This is a genomic window from Mycobacterium sp. E3339, assembly GCF_001666915.1.
Lineage (GTDB): Bacteria > Actinomycetota > Actinomycetes > Mycobacteriales > Mycobacteriaceae > Mycobacterium.
In genome coordinates this window covers 1-22,520 of sequence record NZ_LZIZ01000174.1, presented here as the reverse complement: position 1 = coordinate 22,520, position 22,520 = coordinate 1, and the positions used below count along the sequence as shown (strand labels likewise).

At 71.4% G+C, this 22,520-nt stretch carries 19 protein-coding genes, 1 tRNA gene and 1 pseudogene; 16 read left to right on the top strand and 5 right to left on the bottom strand.

Going from position 1 to position 22,520, the window contains the following annotated elements:
* The 4 genes from A5702_RS15700 to A5702_RS15685 are packed head-to-tail and all read left to right on the top strand — an operon-like array spanning position 1 to position 4,186.
* Complete coding sequence (locus A5702_RS15700) at positions 1–927, top strand: ABC transporter permease (RefSeq protein WP_068221799.1); 927 nt, start codon at positions 1–3, stop codon at positions 925–927.
* Positions 920–1,792, top strand: a complete 873-nt coding sequence (locus A5702_RS15695; protein ID WP_068221797.1) for an ABC transporter permease — start codon at positions 920–922, stop codon at positions 1,790–1,792. Before A5702_RS15700 ends, A5702_RS15695 begins: the two co-directional genes overlap by 8 nt.
* Positions 1,789–3,405, top strand: coding sequence for an ABC transporter ATP-binding protein (locus tag A5702_RS15690; RefSeq protein ID WP_068221852.1), 1,617 nt, complete (start codon positions 1,789–1,791; stop codon positions 3,403–3,405). The genes A5702_RS15695 and A5702_RS15690 overlap by 4 nt, the downstream gene beginning before the upstream one ends.
* 22 nt (positions 3,406–3,427) lie before the next feature.
* Positions 3,428–4,186, top strand: coding sequence for an oxidoreductase (locus A5702_RS15685; protein ID WP_068221795.1), 759 nt, complete (start codon positions 3,428–3,430; stop codon positions 4,184–4,186).
* Positions 4,187–4,628: 442 nt separating this feature from the next.
* On the opposite strand, the gene A5702_RS15680 is transcribed toward A5702_RS15685, so the two are convergent.
* Positions 4,629–5,474: an HAD-IB family hydrolase gene (locus A5702_RS15680; RefSeq protein ID WP_055404050.1), complete on the bottom strand. Its 846-nt coding sequence runs from the start codon at positions 5,472–5,474 to the stop codon at positions 4,629–4,631.
* Between the two features lie 479 nt (positions 5,475–5,953).
* On the opposite strand from A5702_RS15680, the gene ssd reads away from it, so the two are divergent.
* From ssd to A5702_RS15645, 7 genes are read left to right on the top strand one after another with little or no spacing between them, the layout of a single operon-like run.
* The gene (gene ssd, locus A5702_RS15675; RefSeq protein ID WP_082956084.1) at positions 5,954–7,006 is read left to right on the top strand and encodes a septum site-determining protein Ssd; all 1,053 of its coding nucleotides are present in this window, start codon (positions 5,954–5,956) and stop codon (positions 7,004–7,006) included.
* Complete coding sequence (locus tag A5702_RS15670; protein ID WP_068221793.1) at positions 7,003–8,175, top strand: TadA family conjugal transfer-associated ATPase; 1,173 nt, start codon at positions 7,003–7,005, stop codon at positions 8,173–8,175. Before ssd ends, A5702_RS15670 begins: the two co-directional genes overlap by 4 nt.
* Entirely contained in the window at positions 8,172–8,963 is a 792-nt protein-coding gene (locus tag A5702_RS15665) for a type II secretion system F family protein (protein WP_068221791.1), read from the top strand. Before A5702_RS15670 ends, A5702_RS15665 begins: the two co-directional genes overlap by 4 nt.
* The gene (locus A5702_RS15660; protein ID WP_197506574.1) at positions 8,960–9,547 is read left to right on the top strand and encodes a type II secretion system F family protein; all 588 of its coding nucleotides are present in this window, start codon (positions 8,960–8,962) and stop codon (positions 9,545–9,547) included. Before A5702_RS15665 ends, A5702_RS15660 begins: the two co-directional genes overlap by 4 nt.
* Positions 9,548–9,574: 27 nt before the next feature.
* Positions 9,575–9,766, top strand: coding sequence for a DUF4244 domain-containing protein (locus tag A5702_RS15655; protein WP_055403811.1), 192 nt, complete (start codon positions 9,575–9,577; stop codon positions 9,764–9,766).
* A 35-nt stretch (positions 9,767–9,801) separates the two neighbouring features.
* A complete protein-coding gene (locus tag A5702_RS15650; RefSeq protein ID WP_082459892.1) occupies positions 9,802–10,092 on the top strand; it encodes a TadE family type IV pilus minor pilin in 291 nt (96 codons plus the stop codon).
* Between the two features lie 40 nt (positions 10,093–10,132).
* Positions 10,133–10,414: an Rv3654c family TadE-like protein gene (locus A5702_RS15645; protein WP_369817920.1), complete on the top strand. Its 282-nt coding sequence runs from the start codon at positions 10,133–10,135 to the stop codon at positions 10,412–10,414.
* Here A5702_RS15645 and A5702_RS15640 read toward each other — a convergent pair.
* The gene (locus A5702_RS15640; protein WP_068221789.1) at positions 10,411–11,445 is read right to left on the bottom strand and encodes a PAS domain-containing protein; all 1,035 of its coding nucleotides are present in this window, start codon (positions 11,443–11,445) and stop codon (positions 10,411–10,413) included. The two genes, A5702_RS15645 and A5702_RS15640, sit on opposite strands and share 4 nt — an antisense overlap.
* A 330-nt stretch (positions 11,446–11,775) precedes the next feature.
* On the bottom strand, positions 11,776–14,091 hold the full coding sequence (locus A5702_RS15635) for a DEAD/DEAH box helicase (RefSeq protein ID WP_068221844.1): 2,316 nt from the start codon (positions 14,089–14,091) through the stop codon (positions 11,776–11,778).
* A 250-nt stretch (positions 14,092–14,341) separates the two neighbouring features.
* Here A5702_RS15635 and cspA point away from each other — a divergent pair, with 250 nt between their 5' ends.
* The 3 genes from cspA (at position 14,342) to topA (ending at position 18,274) form a co-directional block, all read left to right on the top strand.
* The gene (cspA, locus tag A5702_RS15630; protein ID WP_007166602.1) at positions 14,342–14,545 is read left to right on the top strand and encodes a cold shock protein CspA; all 204 of its coding nucleotides are present in this window, start codon (positions 14,342–14,344) and stop codon (positions 14,543–14,545) included.
* A 149-nt stretch (positions 14,546–14,694) separates the two neighbouring features.
* Entirely contained in the window at positions 14,695–15,285 is a 591-nt protein-coding gene (locus A5702_RS15625; protein ID WP_055403792.1) for a hypothetical protein, read from the top strand.
* A gap of 193 nt (positions 15,286–15,478) precedes the next feature.
* Complete coding sequence (gene topA / locus A5702_RS15620; protein ID WP_068221787.1) at positions 15,479–18,274, top strand: type I DNA topoisomerase; 2,796 nt, start codon at positions 15,479–15,481, stop codon at positions 18,272–18,274.
* A 6-nt stretch (positions 18,275–18,280) separates the two neighbouring features.
* Here topA and A5702_RS15615 read toward each other — a convergent pair whose 3' ends face one another.
* Entirely contained in the window at positions 18,281–19,963 is a 1,683-nt protein-coding gene (locus A5702_RS15615; RefSeq protein WP_231965062.1) for an adenylate/guanylate cyclase domain-containing protein, read from the bottom strand.
* Between the two features lie 106 nt (positions 19,964–20,069).
* Between A5702_RS15615 and A5702_RS15610 the strand changes: the two genes are divergently transcribed.
* Positions 20,070–21,278 (top strand): DNA polymerase III subunit delta', encoded by a 1,209-nt coding sequence (locus tag A5702_RS15610; protein ID WP_068221842.1) that lies wholly within the window; start codon positions 20,070–20,072, stop codon positions 21,276–21,278.
* Between the two features lie 52 nt (positions 21,279–21,330).
* Positions 21,331–21,406 (top strand) — tRNA-Thr (locus A5702_RS15605).
* Positions 21,407–21,489: 83 nt separating this feature from the next.
* Here the strand turns inward: A5702_RS15605 and A5702_RS15600 are convergent.
* Positions 21,490–22,520: pseudogene (locus A5702_RS15600) on the bottom strand (hypothetical protein); the annotation flags it as partial.

The following is a 22,520-nucleotide window of genomic DNA, read 5'->3' as shown; positions in this document are numbered from 1 at the left end:
ATGGGTTGGTACATCGCGCGCCGGATCGCCGTCATGGTGCCGGTGTTCCTCGGCGCCACGCTGTTGATCTACGGCATGGTCTTCCTGTTGCCGGGTGACCCGGTGGCCGTGATGGCCGGGGATCGGCCGTTGACGCCCGAGGTCGCGGCGCAACTGCGGGCGCGCTACCACCTCGACGACCCGTTCCTGGTGCAGTACCTGCGTTACCTCGGCGGCGTCCTGCACGGTGACCTGGGCCGGTCCTACTCCGGGCTGCCGGTGAGTAACGTTCTGGCCCATGCCTTTCCGGTCACGCTGCGGCTCGCGCTGATCGCCCTGGTGGTCGAGGCGGTGCTGGGCATCGCCTTCGGGGTGATCGCCGGCCTGCGCACGGGTGGCCTGTTCGATTCCACCGTGCTGGTCGCCGGGCTGGTCATCATCGCGGTACCCATCTTCGTCTTGGGATTCCTGGCGCAGTTCGTTTTCGGGGTGAAGCTGGGCATCGCGCCGGTCACGGTGGGGGAGCGGTCGACGTTCGGGCGGCTGCTGCTGCCCGGCGTGGTGCTGGGCTCGGTGTCGTTCGCCTACGTCGTGCGGCTGACCCGATCCGCCGTGGCCGCCAACGCGCACGCCGACTATGTCCGCACCGCCACCGCCAATGGGTTGTCCCGGCCCCGGGTGGTGACGGTGCACATCCTGCGCAATTCGCTCATCCCGGTCGTGACGTTTCTGGGGGCCGACCTCGGGGCGTTGATGGGCGGGGCCATTGTGACAGAAGGCATTTTCAACGTCCACGGCGTCGGCGGCGTGCTCTATCAGGCCGTCACCCGGCAGGAGGCGCCGACCGTGGTGTCGATCGTGACCGTGCTGGTGCTGATCTACCTGGTCACCAACCTGGCGGTGGACCTGCTGTATGCCGCACTGGATCCGAGGATCCGGTATGGCTGAGCCGGCACGGGCCAGTGGCTTCTGGCGCGACGCCTGGCGCGGGTTGCGCGGGCGACCGAAGTTCATCGTCGCCGGCCTGCTGATCGCGTTCGTCGTCGCGGTCGCGCTGTTTCCGGCGGTGTTCACCGGGGCCGACCCCGCCTACGCCGACCCCGCCCAGAGCCTGCTCCCGCCGTCGCGCGCGCACTGGTTCGGCACCGACCTGCAGGGCCACGACGTCTACGCCCGCACCGTCTACGGGGCACGGGCCTCGGTCACCGTCGGCCTGGGAGCCGCCCTGGCCGTGTTCGTCGTCGGCGGGGCCCTCGGCGCGCTGGCCGGCTTCTACGGCGGGTGGATCGACGCGGTGGTCTCCCGCGTCAGCGATGTGTTCTTCGGCCTGCCACTGCTGCTGGCCGCCATCGTGCTCATGCAGGTGCTGCACCACCGGACGGTGTGGACGGTCATCGCCATCCTCGCCCTGTTCGGCTGGCCGCAGGTGGCCCGCATCGCGCGCGGATCGGTGCTTGCCGTGCGGGCCAGCGACTATGTGGTCGCCGCAAAAGCACTGGGGTTGAGCCGCTTTCAGATCCTGCTCCGCCACGTGCTGCCCAACGCCTTGGGCCCCGTCGTCGCGGTGGCCACCATCGCCCTCGGCGTTTTCATCGTCACCGAGGCCACCCTGTCCTACCTGGGTGTCGGGCTGCCCGCGACGGTGGTGTCCTGGGGCGGTGACATCAATCTCGCCCAGACGCGGTTGCGGGCGGGATCGCCCATCCTCTTCTATCCCGCCGGCGCGCTGGCGATCACGGTGCTGGCGTTCATGATGATGGGCGACGCGCTGCGCGACGCCCTGGACCCGGCGTCCCGAGCGTGGCGCCCATGACCGGCACGCCGCTGCTCTCCGTCGAGGGCCTGAAGGTCGACTTCGGTGATCAGGCCGCCGTCCGCGGCGTGGATTTCGCCGTCCAACCCGGCCACACCGTCGCGGTGGTGGGGGAATCGGGATCGGGCAAATCCACCACGGCGGCCGCGATCCTCGGCCTGCTTCCCACCGGCGGCCGGATCACGGCCGGGCGCATCGTCTTCGACGGCTCCGACATCGCCGGGGCCGACCGCCGGACGCTGCGCGCGATCAGGGGCCGCGAGATCGGCTATATCCCCCAGGACCCGATGACCAACCTCAACCCCGTCTGGAAGGTGGGCTTCCAGGTTGCGGAGGCGTTGCGGGCCAACACTTCCGACCGCCGGTCCCGGCGAAGGGCGGTCGAACTGCTCGCCCAGGCCGGGATGCGGGACCCCGACAAACAGGCCGGCCGCTACCCGCACCAGCTCTCCGGCGGCATGTGTCAGCGGGCGCTGATCGCGATCGGGTTGGCGGGCCGGCCGCGGCTGCTGATCGCCGACGAACCGACCTCGGCGCTGGACGTCACCGTGCAACGCCAGGTGCTCGACCACCTGCAGGGGCTCACCGCGGAACTCGGCACCGCGCTGCTGCTGATCACCCATGACCTGGCGCTGGCCGCCGAACGCGCCGAGTCGGTGGTAGTCATGCGCGGCGGCGTGGTGGTGGAATCCGGTGCGGCGCGGTCGATCTTGCGGAGCCCGCAGCACGAATACACCCGGCGGCTGGTGGCCGCCGCACCCTCGGTGACCGTCAAAGGCCCGCCCCGGCCACGGCCGGTGAACGATGGGACGCCGGACGACATCCTCGTCGCCTCCGGGCTGACCAAGGCATACCGGGAATCCCGCGGAGCACCGTGGCGGCGCGCGGAATTCCTTGCCGTCGACGGTGTTTCGTTCCGCCTGCGGCGAGCGAGCACCCTGGCGATCGCCGGGGAGTCCGGCTCGGGGAAGTCCACGCTGGCGCAGCTGGTGCTCGGCCTGCTGCCGCCGACGTCGGGCACGGTCGTCTTCGACGGCGAGCGCGTCGACGCCGCGCTGAACCGCGATCGGCAATTGGCGCTCCGACGCCGGGTGCAGCCGGTCTTCCAAAACCCCTACAGCAGCCTCGATCCCATGTACAAGGTGTTTCGGGCCGTCGAGGAACCGCTGCGCATCCACCGCGTCGGCGACCGCCGGCAGCGCGAGCGCGCGGTGCGCGAGCTCGTCGACCAGGTGGCGTTGCCGTCGTCGGTCCTGGGGCGGCTACCCCGCGAACTGTCGGGCGGCCAACGGCAGCGGGTGGCGATCGCTCGGGCGCTGGCGTTGCGGCCCGACATGCTGGTCTGCGACGAGGCGGTTTCCGCGCTCGACGTCCTGGTGCAGGCGCAGATACTGGATCTGCTGGCCGAACTGCAGACCGAGTTGGGGCTCACCTATCTGTTCATCAGCCACGACCTGGCCGTGATCCGTCAGATCGCCGACGACGTCCTGGTGATGCGCGCCGGGCGCGTGGTGGAGCACGCCGCCACCGAGGAGCTGTTCGCCCGGCCCCGGCACGAATACACCCGCCAGTTGCTGGAGGCCATCCCGCACGCGCCGACATCGGATCGGTGAAGCCGGGATAGGTTGGCAACCTGTGACCGCTGATCCCCTGGCTCCGCTGATGGAGCTGCCCGGCGTCGCCGAGGCCAGCGATCGGGCCCGCGAGGCGCTGGGGCGCGCCCACCGCCACCGCGCCAACCTGCGGGGCTGGCCGGTGACCGCCGCCGAGGCGGCGCTGCGGGCCGCGCGTGCATCCTCGGTGCTGGACGGCGGTCCCGTGCGGCTGGAAGACCTCGCGGACGCGGGTGCGGTCAGCGACCCGGTGTTCGGCGGGGCGCTGCGGGTGGCCCAGGCGCTGGAGGGCGGCGAGGGGCCGCTGGTCGGAATCTGGCGGCGCGCGCCGCTGCAGGCGCTGGCCCGACTGCACATGCTGGCGGCGGCCGACCAGGTCGACGAGGAACGGCTGGGCCGGCCCCGCGCCGACGCCGGCGTCGGGCCGCGGCTGGAGTTGCTGGCGGAGTTGGTCAGCGGCGGCACCCGGGCGCCGGCGCCGGTGGTGGCCGCCGTCGCGCATGGGGAGCTGCTGACGCTGCGGCCCTTCGGCAGCGCGGACGGGGTGGTGGCCCGAGCGGTGTCGCGGTTGGTCACCATCGCCAGCGGCTTGGACCCGCACGGGTTGGGCGTGCCCGAGGTGAATTGGATGCGGCAGCCCGCCGATTATCGCGATGCGGCCGAAGGTTTCGCCGGCGGTACCGCGGACGGGGTGGGGGCCTGGCTGGTGCTGTGTTGCCGCGCGATCCGCGCCGGTGCGCAGGAGGCGTGGGCGATCGCCGATTCGCTGTCCAGTCGATAGCTGATTCGGTAGCCCGCGGCCGACGAAAACGGCACCGAACAATGCAAAGCGGGCGACGTCCGAAAGGAATTCGGTCCGCCGCCCGCTAGCACGGAGCTCGGTTACCATGCGTGCATTTCTGGGCTGCGTGGGTTGGCCTCGGCGATCTTGCGATGCTTGTGGCTGCAACCCCACCCAAAGGGTCGTCGTCACCGTTCACATTTCGCAATTACGCAGGCCCGCAACACTTCTGCCATTTTCGCGGCTATGACTCCGCGTGGGTGCCGAGCACCGTGCTGGGCGCCCGGGTCGGGAGAACGAACCTTCTCTTCCGGATCGACCTTGGCCTCACCGGGCTTCCGTGGTTCCTTTGTACTACTAGACCCCTAGCGCAGCAAGGCCCAATTTTGCAAAAGCCGGGGAGCGAAGTGGCATCGGAGTTTGCTGCGAATCGCGGTGCCGGCTAGAACGCGAACCGGCGCAACAGCGAGTAGGTGACCGCGCCCGCGGCCAGCGCGCTGACGCCCACCGCGGCGGTCGTCGCGATCGCGGCGCCCGACGGGGCGGGGATGCGATCGCGCAGCGACACCGGTTTGGAGAACGACAACACGGGCCAACCACGCTCGACGGCTTCCCGGCGCAATCCGCGGTCCGGATTCACCACGCTGGGGTGGCCGACGGACTCGAGCATCGGCAGGTCGGTGATCGAGTCGGAATAGGCGTAGCAGTGCTGAAGCGGGTAGCCCTCGCGCGCGGCCAGCTCGCGGATCGCTTGCACCTTGCCCTCGCCGTAGCAGTAGAACGCGATCTCGCCGGTGTACCGGCCGTCCTCCACCACCATGCGGGTCGCCATCGCGTGGGTGGCGCCCAGGGCGCGGGCGATCGGCGCGACGATCTCCTCGCCGGAGGCGGAGACCACGACCACGTCGCGGCCGCACAGCTTGTGCGCGGCGATCAGGTCCGCGGCCTCGGCGAACACCAGCGGGGTCACGATGTCGTGCAGCGTTTCGTTGACGATCGACTTGACCTGTTCCACGTCCCAGCCGGCGACCATGTTCGTCATGTGGATGCGCATCCGGTCCATCTGGTCATGATCAGCACCGGAGAGCAGATAGATGAACTGGGCGTAGCTCGATTTGAGCACGGCGCGGCGGTTCAGCAGTCCCTGGTTGAAGAAGGGTTTGCTGAAAGCCAGCGTGCTGGACTTGGCGATGATCGTCTTGTCCAGGTCGAAGAAGGCCGCGGTGCGGGCCCGGGGAGCGGTGGCCGCCGCCGTGTGCTGCTCCGCGGCCGGGTCGAAGACGGTCACCGACCCAGCATATGTCGGCCGTGCGCCCGGGCCCCGGTTCCGGGGCCGAAACGCGCTCAGCAGTGTGGGACCGGCGGTAACGCACTGTTTTTGCGGCTCAACGTGTTCTTTCCTGGAGAAGAGCCCTTGCGTTACCGCCGCTAGTCATGTGTATAGTAAGCATTACTCGGCCTGAGCCGAGGGTGTATCAGCCCGACCCCCCGGGGCTGATGCACGACGACCCTCGCCTCCTCCCCCCCTGGCGGGGGTCGTCCCTTTTCTGGGGTCAGATCCTCTTTGACGTGCCGCGTGGCGCGGCGTTCACGTGGTTGCGGACATTGCGACTTCTGTGTGCCGGCCGCTCCCCGGCCGACGCGCTTTGTGCACACTCGCGTCTCTATCCCCAAATCGGTATTTGGGACTGGTGTCCAATATCGCGGGTCCGACAGGGTGGGTCCGTGACGAGCACCTCTCAGGCCGAGCCCGCGGGCGTGCTGGCGGTGTTGGCGGATGCGGAACTGCGCCGGGAATTCGACCGCGTGGCGGCGGCCGTCGGTGTCCGCGTGGTCCACGCGGGCGGTGCCGTGAGTCGCAGGACGTGGTCGGCGGCCGCGGCCGTCGTGCTGGACGAAACGGCGGCCGACCGGTGCGGGCGGGCGGCGCTGCCGCGCCGCGCTCACGTCGCCGTGCTGACCGCGGGTGACCCGGCGACCGCGGCGTGGGCGGCGGCCGTCGCGGTCGGCGCCGAGTGCGTGCTGCGGCTGCCCGAGCAGGAGGCCGGGTTGGTCCGCGCGCTCGCCGAGGCCGTCGAATCGTCGCGCGACGACGGGTCGCGCGGCGAAGTGGTCGCGGTCGTCGGGGGGTGCGGCGGGGCCGGCGCGTCAACGCTGGCGGCCGCCCTGGCGCAGGCCGCCGCCGACGCGGTGCTGGTCGACCTCGACCCGTGGGGCGGGGGCATCGATCTGCTGCTGGGCGCCGAGACCGCGCCCGGCCTGCGCTGGCCGGACCTCGCCCTGCAGGGCGGCCGGCTGAACTGGTCGGCGGCGCGGGAGGCGTTGCCGCGACACCGCGGGGTCAGCGTGCTGTCCGGCACTCGGCGCGGATACGAGTTGGCGGCCGGGCCGGTGCACGCCATCGTCGATGCCGGCCGCCGCGGCGCGGTCACCGTGATCTGTGACCTTCCGCGCCGTCTCACCGACGCCGCGCAGGCCGCGCTGGACGCCGCCGACCTCGTCGTCGTGGTCAGCCGCTGCGACGTGCCCGCGTGCGCGGCGACGGGTGCGCTCGCCCCCGTGCTGGCCGCCATCAATCCCAACGTGGGGTTGGTGGTGCGGGGCCCGTCGCCGGGCGGGTTGCGGGCCGGTGAGATCGCCGACATCACCGGGCTGCCGTTGCTGGCGGCGATGAGGGCCGAACCCCGGGTCGCCGAGCAGCTCGAGTGCGGCGGCCTGCGACTCGGGCGACGATCCGCGCTCGCGGCGGCGGCCCGCCAGGTGCTCACCGTGCTGCCGCGCGCATCGTCGGGTCCGGCGCGAAACGGTAGGGCCGCGTGAGCGGTTCGCTGATCGACCGGGTGCGTGAGCGGCTGGCCGCCGAAGCCGGACCGCTGGGGTCTCCGTTGGGCCCGAACGCCGTGGCGGCCGCGATCCGGGCCGAGTCCGGCGGGATGCTGGGCGACACCGAGGTGTTGGCCAACCTGCGGGTGCTGCAGACCGAGCTGACCGGCGCCGGCATCCTCGACCCGTTGCTGTGTGCGGACGGCACCACCGACGTGTTGGTCACCGCGCCCGACGCGGTGTGGGTCGACGACGGGAATGGGTTGCGGCGCACTGAGGTTCGGTTCGCCGACGAGGCGGCGGTGCGGCGCCTGGCGCAGCGGCTGGCGCTGGCCGCCGGCCGGCGCCTGGACGACGCGCAGCCGTGGGTGGACGGGCAGCTGACCGGCGTCGGCGCCGGGTTCGCGGTGCGGTTACACGCGGTGCTGCCGCCCGTGGCGGCCGGGGGCACCTGCTTGTCGCTGCGGGTGTTGCGGCCGGCCAGTCAGGACCTGGCGGCCCTGACCGCGGCCGGCGCCTTGGCGCCCGAGGCCGCCGCCCTGGTCGAAGACATCATCGCGGCCCGGTTGGCGTTCCTGGTGTGCGGCGGAACCGGGGCCGGCAAGACGACCTTGCTCGCGGCGATGCTCGGCGCCGTGGCGCCCACCGAACGAATCGTGTGCGTCGAGGATGCCGCCGAGCTGGCGCCCCGGCATCCGCACCTGGTGAAGCTCGTCGCGCGGTGCGCCAATGTCGAAGGGGTGGGCGAGGTTCCGGTGCGCCAACTCGTTCGGCAGGCCCTGCGGATGCGGCCCGACCGCATCGTGGTCGGCGAGGTGCGGGGCGCGGAGGTGGTCGATCTGCTCGCCGCGTTGAACACCGGCCACGACGGGGGAGCGGGCACGGTGCACGCGAACAACCCGGCCGAGGTGCCCGCCCGGCTGGAGGCCCTCGGCGCGCTCGGCGGCCTCGATCGCGCGGCGCTGCACAGCCAACTCGCCGCGGCCGTGCAGGTGCTGTTGCACGTCACGCGGGATCGCACCGGGCGGCGCCGGCTCGGCGAAATCGCGGTGCTGCGCGCGGTCGAGGGGCGGGTGCGGGCGGTCACGGTCTGGCACGCCGACGGCGGCGTGACCGACGACGCGGGATCGCTGAAACGGTTGTTGCAGAGCCGGATGCCGGCATGAACGGGGCGACGGCCGGCGCGCTGCTGTTGGCGCTCGCGCTCATCGTGCTGCCGCCGTCACCCGGGCGCCGCCTCGCGCCGGTGACGCCGAACCGTCGGTGGCGCCCGCGCGCGGCGGCCTGTCTTGCGGTAGGGGTCGCGGGTGCGGCCGCCGCGGTGCTGCCGCTGACGACGGTGCTGGCCGTCGCGGTCGTGGGCGCGACCGCGAGCGCGCGCGCTCGCCGCCGCCACCGCATCCGATGCGCACTGCGCGAGGGCCAAACGCTGGAGGGCGCGCTCGACGTGCTCGTCGGTGAATTGCGCGTCGGGTCCCATCCCGTGCGTGCGTTCGGGGTGGCCGCCGGTGAAACCACCGGCGCGGTCGCGGCGTCCTTGCGGGCGGTCGCGGCCCGCGCCAGGCTCGGGGCCGACGTCGCGGCCGGCCTGCGCGCCGCCGCGAAATCGTCGGCGCTGCCGCCGCATTGGGATCGCCTCGCGCTGTGCTGGCAGCTGGCCAGCGACCACGGCCTGGCGATCGCGACGCTGATGCGCGCGGCCCAGCGCGATATCGCCGAACGGCAACGCTTTTCGGCGCGGGTCACGTCGAACATGGCCGGCGCGCGCGCCACCGCTGCCGTTCTGGCGGGCCTGCCGGTGCTCGGCGTGCTGCTGGGCCAATCGATCGGTGCGCGGCCGCTGGCCTTCCTGCTCGACGGGCGTGCGGGCGGCTGGCTCCTGGTCGTCGGTTCCACGCTGGCGTGCGCGGGCCTGTGCTGGGCGGACCGCATCACCGATCGGGTCGGGGCGTGACCGCGGCGGCGCTGTTTCTCGCGGTGGCCGCGTGGATCGGACCCGGGCCGTCGCTGGTCCGGGCGCGGGCGCGGATCGCGGCCCGCGAGCGTCGGCGGCGCCCGGGGCGCAGGCCGGCGCGCGGCCCCGATCCGCTGGCGGTCGCGTCCTGTTTCGACGTGCTGGCCGTGTGCCTGGGCGCGGGCATGGCGGTGGCCACCGCGGCGGCCGCCGCCGCGACGGCCGGCCCGCCGGTGTTGGCCCGCGTGCTGCGGCGAGCGGCCGACCTGCTGGCGTTGGGCGCGGATCCGGTTGTCGCGTGGGCGGTTTCGCCGGAGGTAGGTGCCGATGCCCAGGTCGAGGCGTTGCTGCGGTTGGCTCGGCGTTCGGCGGCCTCGGGCGCGGCGCTGGCCGAGGGCGTCGCCGAGCTGGCCGACCAATCCCGTCACGACGCCGCGCACGCGGCCACCGCCGCCGCCGAGCGCGCCGGGGTGCTGATCGCCGGCCCGCTCGGGGTGTGCTTTTTGCCGGCGTTCGTGTGCCTGGGGATCGTTCCGGTGGTGGCCGGGCTCGCCGGCGATGTCTTCCAGTCTGGATTATGGTGAGGAGAAAGGAAACCATTGCTGTACAACATGATTCGGGTCATCGTCGCCCGGGTGACGGTGTTGGCGTCCGACGAGTCGGGCATGTCCACGGTCGAGTACGCCATCGGCACCGTGGCGGCGGCCGCCTTCGGGGCGATCCTGTACACCGTCGTGACCGGCGACTCCATCGTGTCGGCGCTGACCAACATCATCGGCCGCGCGCTCAACACCAAGGCCTAGCCGGCAGTGCCGGTGCCGCCACCGTCGAGGCCGCGCTGGGCATCGCCACGCTCGTCGTCGTGCTGGTGCTGTGTCTGGCCGGCATCACGGCGGTGTCGATGCAGGTGCGCTGCGTGGACGCCGCCCGGGAGGCCGCCCGCCTGGCCGCCCGCGGGGACGAGGGCTCGGCGGTGGGCGTCGCCCGCCGCGTCGCCCCCGGCGGGGCGCGCGTCGAGGTGCACCGCGACGGTGAGTTCGTGGTGGCCACCGTGGTGGCGCACTCGAAGTTGTTGCCGGCGATCGAGATTGCGGCCAAGGCTGTTTCGGTGGCCGAGCCCTCGGGATGATCGGGGCGCGGCCACCCTGGTCGCGGCCTGGTTGGTGGCGGTGCTGCTGTCCGTTACGGGGGCCGGGGCGTACCTCGGTGCGGTGGTGGTGGCGCGGCATCGCGCGCAGGCGGCCGCCGATCTGGCCGCGCTGGCCGCGGCCGCCCGGCTGCCGGCCGGGCCCGAAGCGGCCTGCGCCCGCGCGACGGCGGTCGCACACCGGATGCGGGCCCGCGACGCCGGTTGCGTGGTGGAGGACCTCGACGTCGTCGTCACCGTCCGGGTGCCGGTCTTCGGTGGTGCGGCCGGTGCCGCCGCGCGGGCGGGGCCGGTTCGTGGCTAGGCCGCCGGGTCGCCGTCCGGCCGCCCGGCGGCGGCGAGCTCCTCATCGGACGGCAACCGCAGCGAGACCAGCCCGGCGTAGGTGTCCGGTTCGAGCTCCACCCGGTTGACGGTGACGTGCACCGGCACCCACCTATCGTCGACGGCGGGCATTCGCAACACCCGGCTGGTGGCGCCCCGGGCGAATTCCTCGGTCATCGACGCCACCAGGTGCTGGTCGTCGGGGTGGACCTTCGGCTTGCCGGTCTCGCTGCCCCGCCAGTCGTAGAAGGTGCAGGGTTCGTCCAGCCATTTCAGCAGCGCCCAGTTCTTCAGGTCGATCAGCGCGCGGTGGACGCCGGCCTGGGCCAGTCCGCTCAGGATCCGTTGCGCCAGATCATCGGTCGACACCGGGGGGCCCTTGAGCTCGGCGCGCCAGTTGATCGCCCGCGCGATCAGGTGGTCGCGGCCGTCGGGACCCTCCTCCAGGCCGGTGCGCGCCACGAAACCGATCCGCATGGGAGTGCCCTGCCAGTCAGTGAGATCCCAAGTGCTGCAAATGGTTTGATCGGGCTTGGCCTTAACGGCCATGGCAAGAACCTTGGTTTCGTTGGGGTTGAGCTCGCGCGACGGCAGGTCTTCGGCGAAGGCCCTGCCGAAAGTGACCTCCACCTCGGGATTCTTTCCGCTGTTGGTCAACGACTCCCGGGTGTCGGTGGCGACGCCCTGGGTCAGGTCCCACTTCAGGGGTCCCGGGGTCGGCCGCTCGGGCGGTTCGACGTCGGCGGGTCCGGTCCACACGTGCACGCCGTGGATGAAGCCGTCCGACATCACCACCGGTTCGGTGCGAATCACGCGGTCGCGCTTGGGCGTGATGCTCGTCAGGCTCTGCCCGGTCTGTACGGTTTCGGCGATCGCCGTCCGCACCGCGGCCAGATAGGGGCTACGGCGCATGAACGTGGTGATGGGGACGAGGTTCTTCAGTTGACGTCCCTGCGCCACCACGGTGGGCTCGCCCCCCAGCGTCTCCACGAGCAACCAGTCGTGGGCCATGCGCCCGATTTTACGGCGGGGCGGCGGGTTCTCGGGACCTCGGGTCCGCCGGCCGTCTCGGTCCGGCTCTGGAAATGCGCTATCGCGCTCTGCGGCAAAGCCTTCGGGCTCATCGGCGCGCGGGCATGGTTGCCATGCCGCCGCGGCCCTGGTAGTTTGCTGCTGCGCCCGCGCGGCGGGGCCGACGACCCGCTCACCGATGAGTTGGTTGGCCCGCGCCACAGCCCGCCATCGTTTCTTGAGCAGCAGGTAATGCGATCGGCACTGTGCGGCACCGGGCGTATTCGTGGGGTCGGCCGTCGAGGGGTCGGTCGTCATCCGCGTGGTTGCTCACGCGCGGGCCAGCTCCGCGAGGACCAACCGCAGCACGCGCACCGCGCCCGCCTTGTCGAGTGGGTCGTTGCCGTTGCCGCACTTGGGTGATTGCACGCACGACGGACACCCGCGTGGGCATTCACATGACTCGATGGCGGCTGCGGTCGCGCCCAACCAGGTACTCACCTTGCGATAGCCGCGTTCGGCGAAACCGGCTCCCCCCGGATAGCCGTCGTACACGAAGACGCTGGGCAGCCCCGCCGCGTCCGGTCCCACGGCGGTGGACAAGCCGCCGATGTCGCCGCGATCGCAGCTGGCCACCAGCGGCAGCAGGCCGATCGCGGCGTGCTCGGCGGCGTGCAGCGAACCCGGGATCCGCGGTGCGTCAATCCCCGTGCGCGCCAACGCATCCTCGGTGATGGTGTACATCACCGCGGTGGTCGCCAGCGTGTGTTCGGGCATGTCCAACTCGATGAAGTCGATCACCTCCCCGGACAGCCGGCGGCGCAGATAGCCCACCACCTGGTGGGTGACGGTCACCGGCACCAGGCCCAGGGTGACCGGTCCGAACTGCTTGCGCTCCCCGGTGCCGGTGACGGCGATGTCGGTGATCTCCCGCGCAAACGTCGCGTAACCGGGGTCCTCGGCGTGCACGAACGCGATCGCGTCCTCGAGGTCCAGCGAGTCGACGACGTAGCTTTCGCCCTGATGCAGGTAGACGGCGCCCGGGTGCACCGACGCCGGGGCCTGACCGACACCGGTGCTGCCCAACAACCGCCCGGTGTCGGCCTCGACGATGACGATCTGGCCGCCCGCCGAGCCCCGGATGTCCACCGCCCCATGCGGTTCGAGGCCGGCCGCGGGAAAGTACTTGCCGTTGCGGCGCCGCAGCAGCCCGTCGTCGACCAGGCCCTCGGCCACCTCGATGGCGCCGAAGTCACGCACCTCGGCGTCGTCTAGCGGCATTTCGGTTGCGGCGCATAGTAATTGGGGCGCCACGATGTAAGGGTTGGCCGGGTCGATCACCACCCGCTCCACGGGCTTGCCCAGCAGCGCGGCCGGGTTGTGCACCAGAAACGTGTCCAGCGGGTCGTCGCGGGCGATCAGCACCACCAACGCCCCCTGCCCGCGGCGGCCCGAGCGGCCGGCCTGCTGCCAGAACGAGGCGACCGTCCCGGGGAACCCGGCGAGCACCACGGCGTCCAGCCCCGCGATGTCGACGCCCAGCTCCAGGGCATTCGTGGTGGCCAGGCCGCGCAGCCGCCCCTCGGCGAGGGCGCGCTCGAGCGCCGTCCGGTCCTCGGCGAGATAGCCGGCCCGGTACGACGCCACCTTGCCGGAAAGATCCGGGGCGATCTCGTCCAGCCGGGCCTGGGTGCCCAGCGCGGTCAACTCCGCGGCGCGGCGCGACCGGACGAACGTCAGCGTTTGCGCTCCCTCGGCGACCAGGTCCGCCATCACCCGCGCCGCCTCCGCGCCGGCGGAGCGGCGCACCGGCGCGCCGTTCTCGCCGAGCAGATCCGCCCGCAGCGCCGGCTCCCACAGCGCCACCGTCCGGGCGCCCTGTGGCGATCCGTCCTCCGTGACCTCCTCGACCGGAAGCCCGATCAGCTCGGCGGCCGTCGCGCCCGGTGCATCGGTCGTCGCGCTGGCGAAGATCACCGTGGGCGCCGAAGAGTAGCGCGCGCACAGCCGCAGCAACCGGCGCAGCACCATCGCCACGTTGGATCCGAAAACCCCGCGGTAGTAATGGCATTCGTCGACGATCACGAACCGAAGGCCCCGCAGCAGCACGGCCCAGCGGGCATGGTTGCGCAGGATCGACAGGTGGATCATGTCGGGATTGGAAAACAACCAGCGGGACCGCTCTCGCGCGAAACGGCGGACTTCCGGGGGGCTGTCGCCGTCATAGGCGGTGGGAGCCACGTCCTGGCACCGCGGGATGGCGGCCGTCAACGCGTGCGCGGCGCGCAATTGGTCGTGGCCCAGCGCCTTCGTCGGGGACAGGTAGAGCACGCGGCCGCGCGGGTCGGTGGCCAGCGCGTTGAGGACGGGCAGCTGATAGGCCAACGACTTGCCCGACGCGGTCCCGGTGCTCACCACCACGTGCCGGCCGGCGTGTGCCAGTTCCGCGGCCGCCGACTGGTGTGACCAGGGGGAACCGACGCCGCGGTCGGTGAAGGCGCGCACCACGTCGGGCTCGGCCCACGCTGGCCAATTGTGCGGCCGGCCGCTTCGCGGCGGCAGCTCGGCGACGTGGCGCAGCGGGTGCTCGTCGGGGGCGGTACCGGCGAGCGCGGCGGCGAGCAGCTCGCTGCCGAAACTCGCCAAGTTCACACCCTCCTTACACGCCTGGGGGACGCAAGTCTGTCGCCGAAGCGATGAACATGGTTGACTATTTGCGGTCGCAGCTTCTGTGTTCGTGTCAAAACTTCGCAGGATCTATCGTTGCGGCCGCGGTTCCTGCGAGGTTAATCGGTCGGGTGAAGTTCCGGCGACTGAGCGAGGTATGGCGGTCGTACCAGGCCCGGGGCATCGAAAAGCGATGCCCCGCACCCAGAAGAAAAGGAAAGATCGAGAGATGCCACAGGGAACTGTGAAGTGGTTCAACGCGGAGAAGGGCTTCGGGTTCATTGCCCCCGAAGACGGCTCCGCTGACGTGTTTGTCCACTACACGGAGATCCAGGGTTCGGGCTTCCGCACCCTCGAAGAAAACCAGAAGGTCGAGTTCGAAATCGGCCACAGCCCTAAGGGCCCCCAGGCCACCGGAGTCCGCTCCGTCTAACGGACGAGCCGACTCTCAACGGACCCCCCGTGCAGTCCCGCCCAGCGGGCCCGCCGGGGGGTTTTCGTATTGCGGCTAAGCTCGCGAAACTCCTCGCCGCGCCGGTTGGTTCAAGACGCGGATGGTAGACCTGGCCTACTGTCGTTGGCGTGAGCCAGCTTTCCTTCTTCACAGCGGAGTCGGTGCCGCCCGCGGTCGCCGATCTGTCCGGGGTGCTGGCGGCTTCCGGTCAAATCGTGATGGTCGGCGGTCCCGAGGCGCAGGGCGCGCGGCTGTCCGTGGTAGTGGATCAGCCGTGGCGCGCCGAGGCGCTGGCCGAGATGATCCGCGAGGCGGGGCTGGAACCCGAGATCGGTCGCACCGACGAGGACACCCCGCTGGTGCGGACCGCGGTCACGGCGTCCTTGGTCGGTTTGGCCGCCGAATGGACGCGCGGCGCGGTGAAGACCGTGCCGCCGCGCTGGCTGCCCGGACCCCGCGAATTGCGGGCGTGGACACTGGCGGCCGGTCACCCCGAGGGCGACCATTACCTGTTGGGCCTGGATCCCCACGCGCCCGACACCCATTCCCCGCTGGCGTCGGCTTTGATGCGGGTCGGAATCGCCCCGACATTGATCGGCACCCGCGGCGGGCGCCCGGCGCTTCGGATCAGCGGCCGCCGTCGGCTATCGCGCCTGGTAGAGAACGTGGGCGACGCGCCGGACGGCGTTGACGCGACATCGGTCTGGCCGCGGGTATAACCGCGGGAAAACATTTGCGGCTGCGGCGGCCGGTTTGCGCAGTCGCGGTCAAGGGTGCGAAATTGTCAGATGCCCGAAGGCGAAGGAACGCTGGCGTATCTGAATTTCCCCGGAATTTCTGACGCCGGCCTGTCATTCTTCTGCGGGGCGGCCCCGCAGTGGGGCCCAGATCAAGGATGGAGCGTAAGCGTAGTTGGCCGACCCGAATCTCACGGACCGCGAAAGCGGCCGGACTGGGAGCCGTAGGCGACTCGTCATCGTCGAGTCGCCTACCAAGGCGCGCAAACTGGCCGGCTACCTGGGCTCCAACTACATCGTCGAATCCTCCCGCGGCCACATCCGCGACCTGCCCCGCGCCGCCGCCGACGTGCCGGCCAAGTACAAGTCGGAGCCGTGGGCCCGGCTGGGCGTCAACGTCGACCACGACTTCGAACCGCTCTACATCATCAGCCCGGAGAAAAAGAGCACGGTCAGCGAACTCAAGGGCCTGCTGAAGGGCGTCGACGAGCTCTATCTCGCCACGGATGGTGACCGCGAGGGCGAAGCCATCGCCTGGCACCTGCTGGAAACCCTGAAGCCGAACATCCCGGTCAAGCGGATGGTGTTCCACGAGATCACCGAACCGGCCATCCTCGAGGCCGCCGAAAACCCTCGTGACCTGGACATCGACCTGGTCGACGCGCAGGAGACCCGCCGCATCCTGGACCGGCTGTACGGCTACGAGGTCAGCCCGGTGCTCTGGAAGAAGGTCGCGCCCAAGCTGTCCGCGGGCCGCGTCCAGTCGGTGGCCACGCGCATCATCGTGCAGCGGGAACGCGACCGCATGGCGTTCCGCAGCGCCTCCTACTGGGACATCCTGGCCCGGCTGGACGCCAGCGTGTCCGACCCACAGGCCTCCCCGCCCACGTTCACCGCTCGGCTGGCCGGCGTCGACGGCCTGCGCGTGGCGACGGGCCGCGATTTCGACTCGCTGGGCCAGCTGCGCAAGGCCGACGAGGTCATCGTCCTGGACGAGGCCCAGGCCACGGAGCTGGCCACCGGGCTGCGCGGGGCCCAGCTGGCCGTCGCCTCGGTGGAGGAGAAGCCCTACACCCGCCGGCCCTACGCGCCGTTCATGACGTCGACGCTGCAGCAGGAGGCCGGCCGCAAGCTGCGGTTCTCCTCGGAGCGCACCATGAGCATCGCGCAGCGGCTCTACGAGAACGGCTACATCACCTATATGCGTACCGACTCGACGACGCTGTCGCAGTCGGCCATCAACGCCGCCCGCACGCAGGCGCGTCAGCTCTACGGCGAGGAATACGTCTCGCCGTCGCCGCGCCAGTACACCCGCAAGGTGAAGAACGCGCAGGAGGCGCACGAGGCCATCCGGCCCGCCGGTGAGACGTTCGCCACTCCCGACGCGGTGCGCCGCGAGCTCGACGGCGACGAGTTCCGGCTCTACGAGCTGATCTGGCAGCGCACGGTGGCCTCGCAGATGGCCGACGCGCGCGGCACCACGCTTAGCCTGCGGATCGGCGGCCAGTCGGGCGGGCGCGACGTCCTGTTCTCGGCCAGCGGCCGCACCATCACCTTCGCCGGCTTCCTGAAGGCCTACGTGGAAACCGTCGACGAATTGGCGGGCGGCGAGGCCGACGACGCCGAGAGCCGGCTGCCGCAGCTGACGCAGGGCCAGCGGCTGGACGCGATCGAGCTCACGCCCGACGGCCACGCCACCAACCCGCCGGCGCGCTACACCGAGGCGTCGCTGGTCAAGGCGCTCGAGGAGCTGGGCATCGGCCGCCCGTCGACCTACTCGTCGATCATCAAGACCATCCAGGACCGCGGCTACGTGCACAAGAAGGGCAGCGCCCTCGTGCCGTCCTGGGTCGCGTTCGCCGTAACCGGTTTGCTGGAGCAGCATTTCGGCCGGTTGGTCGATTACGACTTCACCGCCGCGATGGAGGACGAGCTCGACGCGATCGCGTCGGGGCAGGAGCGGCGCACCGACTGGCTCAACCGCTTCTACTTCGGCGGCGAACACGGCGTGGCCGATTCGGTGGCCCGCTCCGGCGGCCTGAAGAAGCTCGTCGGCGTCAACCTCGAAGGCATCGACGCGCGAGAAGTCAACTCCATCAAGCTGTTTGACGACGAGCAGGGTCGTCCCGTGTATGTCCGGGTGGGCAAGAACGGGCCTTACCTGGAACGCATGGTCGCTGGCGATGACGGCGAGCCAAAGCCTCAGCGCGCCAACCTCAACGACTCGCTGACGCCCGACGAGCTGACGTTGGAGGTGGCCGAGCAGCTGTTCGCCACGCCGCAAGAGGGCCGCACGTTGGGGGTCGACCCGGAAACGGGGCACGAGATCGTCGCCAAGGACGGCCGGTACGGGCCGTACGTGACCGAGATCCTGCCCGAACCCCCCGGCGAGGAGGACGGCGGCGCCCCGGCGAAGAAGGGCAAGAAGCCGACCGGCCCCAAGCCGCGCACCGGCTCGCTGCTGCGCAGCATGGACCTGCAAACGGTCACCCTCTCCGACGCGCTGAAGCTGCTGTCGCTGCCCCGGGTGGTCGGCGTGGACCCGCAGACCGGCGAGGAGATCACCGCGCAGAACGGTCGTTACGGCCCATACCTGAAGCGCGGCACCGATTCTCGCTCGCTGTCCACCGAGGACCAGATCTTCGAGATCACGCTGGACGAGGCGCTGAAGATCTACGCGGAGCCCAAACGCCGCGGCAGGCAGGCCGCGGCCGCGCCGCCGTTGCGCGAGCTGGGCACCGACCCGGCGACCGGCAAGCCGATGGTGATCAAGGACGGCCGGTTCGGGCCGTACGTCACCGACGGCGAGACCAACGCGAGCCTGCGCAAGGGCGACGACGTCCTGTCGATCACCGACGAACGCGCCGCCGAACTGCTGGCCGACCGTCGGGCGCGCGGCCCGGTGAAGCGTCCGGCGAAGAAGTCCGCCCGCAAGAAGGCCCCGGCCAAGAAAGCCGCCAAGCGCAACTAGCCCGGCCTAGAAGCCCGGGCCGATCGCCTCGCTGGGCACCTCCTCGGGCGCCCGCACGGGCTGGGATTGCTGGGGCTCCGGGGATCCGGCCAGATGCACGGGCCGGGCCAGCTGGGTGGGCGCGGTGCGCCCGCGCAATTCGACGACCTCGCCGACATCCCAGCACAGGGCCTCGGCGTCCAGCGCGCCGCTGACCGCGATCGCCGACGCCAGCACGTGGCCGGGCTCGAGTTTGGCCAGCTCGGTCAGCCGGGCGGCCTCGTTGACCGGGTCGCCGATGACCGTGTACTCGAAGCGGGCCTGCGCGCCGATGTGCCCGGCGATCGCCCTGCCCGCCGACACCCCGATCCCGAACTCCGCCGAGCCGATCACCGGGAGCAGCTCGTCGTGCAGCTCGCGGGCCGCGGCGAGCGCGCCGCCCGAAGCGTCGGGGTGTTCGATCGGCGCGCCGAAGATGGCCAGCGCCGCGTCGCCCTGGAACTTGTTCACGAAACCGCCGTGCCGGCCCACGGTTTCGACCACCACCCGGAAGAACTCGTTCAGCAGGTGGACCACCTCGGCGGGCGGTCGCGTCGCCGCGAGCTTGGTGGAGCCGACCAGGTCGACGAACAGGACGGCGACGTGGCGCTCCTGACCACCCAGCTCGGTGCCGCGCTCCAGCGCCCGGCGGGCCACGTCCTCACCCACGTAGCGGCCGAACAGGTCGCGCAGCCGCTGCCGCTCGGACAGGTCACGCACCATGTCGTTGAAGCCCGCCTGCAGCAGGCCCAGCTCGCTGGCGTCGTAGATCTGCATGTGCGCGTTGTAGTTTCCGCGCTGCACCTCCGACAGCGCCCAGCGCAGCTGCCGCAGCGGGTCGGCGATCGACATGGCCACCAGCAGGGTGCTGACGAAGCCGATGCCCAGCGCCGCCAGCGCCAGCAACAGGATGGGGGTGAACAGCTTTTCCGGGGTGGCGTGCAGCAGGGACGCCTTGTCCGCCATCACGGCCAGCACGATCGCGAGCACCGGCACGGCGGTGGACAGCATCCACGTCAGGATCTGGCGCAGGATGACGCCGGGCGCCTGAACGTTCTCGGGCACGCCGCTGCGCAGGGCCGCCACGGCCACCGGCCGCAGCACCCGCTCGGACTGCAGGTAGCCGATGATGGCGGTCGCCGCCGCGCCGAGCCCGGTCGCGACGGCCACGACCGGCGCGGCGAACCGGGCGACCGACCAGCTGGCGATGATGAACACCACGCCGCCGATGCACCAGGCCACCATGCTGATCAGCGTGCGATAGAACGGCATCCGCAGCGCGCGGCTGCGGGCCAGCTCGGTGGCGGCCGGGTCCGCCTCGGCGAGCAGGTTGTCGCGGCGCTGCCAGCGGAAGACCGGCATCAGCAGTTTCAGGTTGACCATCCAGCCGGCCAGGAACAGCACCACCAGGGCCGTCCCGAACAGGGCCAGGTTGAGCACGGGCAGGTCCTGCAGCTGGATGCGGTCCTCGGGGGGCAGGGCGTACCGCAGGAAGCCGAGCACGAAGAGGGCGCCGATGATGTCGGCCTGCAGCATGCTCAGCGAGAACAGTGGCCACGGGGTGCGCACCACCCACCGGACGAATCCGCTGATCCGCCCGGGCAGTGCTGCCGGTGTTGCCACGATCCCACCGTATCGGTCGGCAGTGACTCTTCGGAAACTTCCAACCATCCCACTGCGGCGCCCGACCGGCCGAAAAGGGGGGAAATGTAACGGGATTGTCGCGATCCGGTGGCCGATCGGTATATGTCGGCGGGGGTGGCTAATGTTGCCGGTGATGTCCGGGGTGTTTACGCGGCTGGTAGGCCAGGACGTGGTGACGGCCGAGCTGCTCGCGGCCGCCAGGGCGGCCCGCGGTGACGTGGTTCACAGCGATGCGGGCGCCGGGACTATGACACATGCGTGGCTGATCACGGGTCCCCCGGGGTCGGGGCGCTCGGTCGCGGCGCTCTGCTTCGCGGCCGCGCTGCAGTGCACCTCACCCGGGGAACCCGGGTGCGGGCAATGCCGGGCGTGCACCACGACGATGGCCGGCACCCACGCCGACGTGCGCCGGGTGGTGCCCGAGGGGCTGTCCATCGGCGTCGACGAGATGCGCGGCATCGTGCAGATCGCGTCGCGGCGCCCGGCCACCGGGCATCGCCAGATCGTGGTGATCGAGGACGCCGACCGGCTGACCGAGGGCGCGGCCAACGCGCTGCTCAAGGTCGTCGAGGAACCGCCGCCGTCGACGGTGTTCCTGCTGTGCGCGCCGTCGGTGGACCCCGAGGACATCGCCATCACGCTGCGTTCCCGCTGCCGGCACGTCGCGCTGGTCACCCCGCCGACCGAGGCGATCGCGCGCGTGCTGATCGACAGCGACGGCCTGACCCCCGAGACCGCGAACTGGGCGGCGTCGGTCAGCGGCGGCCACGTGGGCCGGGCGCGGCGGCTGGCGACCGACGCCGAGGCGCGGGCGCGCCGCGAGCGGGCGCTGGCCCTGGTCCGCGACGCCGCGACGCCGTCGCGGGCCTATGCCGCCGCCGAGGAGCTGGTGGCCGCGGCCGAAACCGAGGCGGTGGTGCTCACCGCGGACCGCGCCGAGGCCGAGACCGAGGAGCTGCGGACGGCCCTGGGCGCCGGCGGCACCGGCAAGGGCACCGCCGGGGCGCTGCGGGGTGCCACCGGCGCGATGAAAGACCTCGAACGGCGCCAGAAGTCGCGCCAGACCCGGGCCTCCCGCGACGCCCTGGACCGGGCGCTGATCGACCTGGCGACCTATTTCCGCGATGCGCTCCTGGTCTCGGCGGGGGCGGGGGCGGTGCGGCCCAACCACCCCGACATGGCCGAGCGGGCGTCGGCGCTGGCGGCGCACGCGCCGCCGCAGCGGCTGCTGCGGTGCATCGAGGCGGTGCTGGAGTGCCGCGAGGCGCTGGCGATCAACGTCAAGCCCAAGTTCGCCGTCGACGCCATGGTGGCCACCTTCGGCCAGGAGCTGCGGGATTGATCGCCCGGACTTTGGCGGGCCACCCCGGCCTGCCGTAGACTCGTGCCGCCGTGCCGCCTTAGCTCAGTCGGTAGAGCGATTCACTCGTAATGAATAGGTCAGGAGTTCGATTCTCCTAGGCGGCTCCACAGTTTCACACTTTCCGCACCGAACGTCGCGCCAGCGTGACCGTCGCCGCCCGGCGTCACGCTGGCATGACGCACGAAGCCGGCTAGGCCGGCGCCAGGAAGCCCACCGGACCCGAGGCGATGCACAACGCCAGCGCGGTGGTGTTGGCCCGCACGGTGATCGCGTCCCCCGCGCCGGGCAGCCGGGCGAAGACGCGGTTGAGCCCCGGGTGCACGGGGACCCTGACGTCGGGTCCCTGCGTCAGCGACAACGTCATCGTTCCGTCGCTGTTGGCCAGGTAGTTGATTTCGACGGTCCAGTCGGCGGGCAACAGCGGCCCGTCGAGCACCAACCGCGCCGGCTTGTCCGGTTGCGCGAAGTACCCGCATTGCGGCATGGGTCCCGGCGCGATGGTCCGCACCCAGGTCACCCGCGCCTTGACCAGCCGACCCGCGCTGTCCAGCATGCGCAATTGCGTTGTGGCCGGGGCGAATTCGGGCCTGTCCCGCAGCAGGGCGAACATGTGGCTGGCGAGGTTCTCGGGTGCCGCCACCCGCTGCAGCACCATCGGGTCGACCTCCTGATCCAGCAGCGGCGCCGTGGCGGCGGCGTTCGCCGCGGCCAAACCCGCCCGCGCGTTCTGCAGGTAGGGCTGGGCCGGATTGTCCCGCCAGCTGGTCAAGAACGTGGCCGTCGAATAGAGGCTGCTGGCCACGAACGACACCGCCAAACCCAGCGTCACCACGGCACGTCTGGGGGAGGCGTCCAGCCAGCGCGGCCCGGCGGGCCGGTTCGGCGCGCAGAACGCCACGGCGGCCAGCAGCGCCAGCACGAAGACGAGATCCGGGAAATAGCGCAGGGTTTGGGCCAGTTCCAGCGCGGTCTGCTTCGACGAGCGCATCAAATAGATCGGCACCTGGCAGGCGACGGCATAGCCGGCCGCGGTCAGCCACACCGGCGCGATGCGCCGCTTGCGCACCAAGGAGACCGCCAGCGCGCCGGCCAGCACCAGCCAGCCCAGCGCCATCACCGCCGGCGGCGGGGTGGCCCACGGCGAGGCCGGCGCCCACCGGTCCCAGTGCCATGGACCCCCGGCCAGCCCGGGGACGATGCCGTGCGTGACCGACCGCGCCA

What these genes read in the sequence shown, in the direction of transcription:
- A5702_RS15690 (WP_068221852.1), top strand. Translation starts at nt 1,789, where the DNA reads ATGACCGGCACGCCGCTGCTCTCCGTCGAGGGCCTGAAGGTCGACTTC.
- A5702_RS15615 (WP_231965062.1), bottom strand. Translation starts at nt 19,963, where the DNA reads ATGGTTGGAAGTTTCCGAAGAGTCACTGCCGACCGATACGGTGGGATC.
- A5702_RS15665 (WP_068221791.1), top strand. Translation starts at nt 8,172, where the DNA reads ATGAACGGGGCGACGGCCGGCGCGCTGCTGTTGGCGCTCGCGCTCATC.
- A5702_RS15655 (WP_055403811.1), top strand. Translation starts at nt 9,575, where the DNA reads ATGATTCGGGTCATCGTCGCCCGGGTGACGGTGTTGGCGTCCGACGAG.
- A5702_RS15700 (WP_068221799.1), top strand. Translation starts at nt 1, where the DNA reads ATGGGTTGGTACATCGCGCGCCGGATCGCCGTCATGGTGCCGGTGTTC.
- A5702_RS15610 (WP_068221842.1), top strand. Translation starts at nt 20,070, where the DNA reads ATGTCCGGGGTGTTTACGCGGCTGGTAGGCCAGGACGTGGTGACGGCC.
- cspA (WP_007166602.1), top strand. Translation starts at nt 14,342, where the DNA reads ATGCCACAGGGAACTGTGAAGTGGTTCAACGCGGAGAAGGGCTTCGGG.
- A5702_RS15695 (WP_068221797.1), top strand. Translation starts at nt 920, where the DNA reads ATGGCTGAGCCGGCACGGGCCAGTGGCTTCTGGCGCGACGCCTGGCGC.
- A5702_RS15640 (WP_068221789.1), bottom strand. Translation starts at nt 11,445, where the DNA reads ATGGCCCACGACTGGTTGCTCGTGGAGACGCTGGGGGGCGAGCCCACC.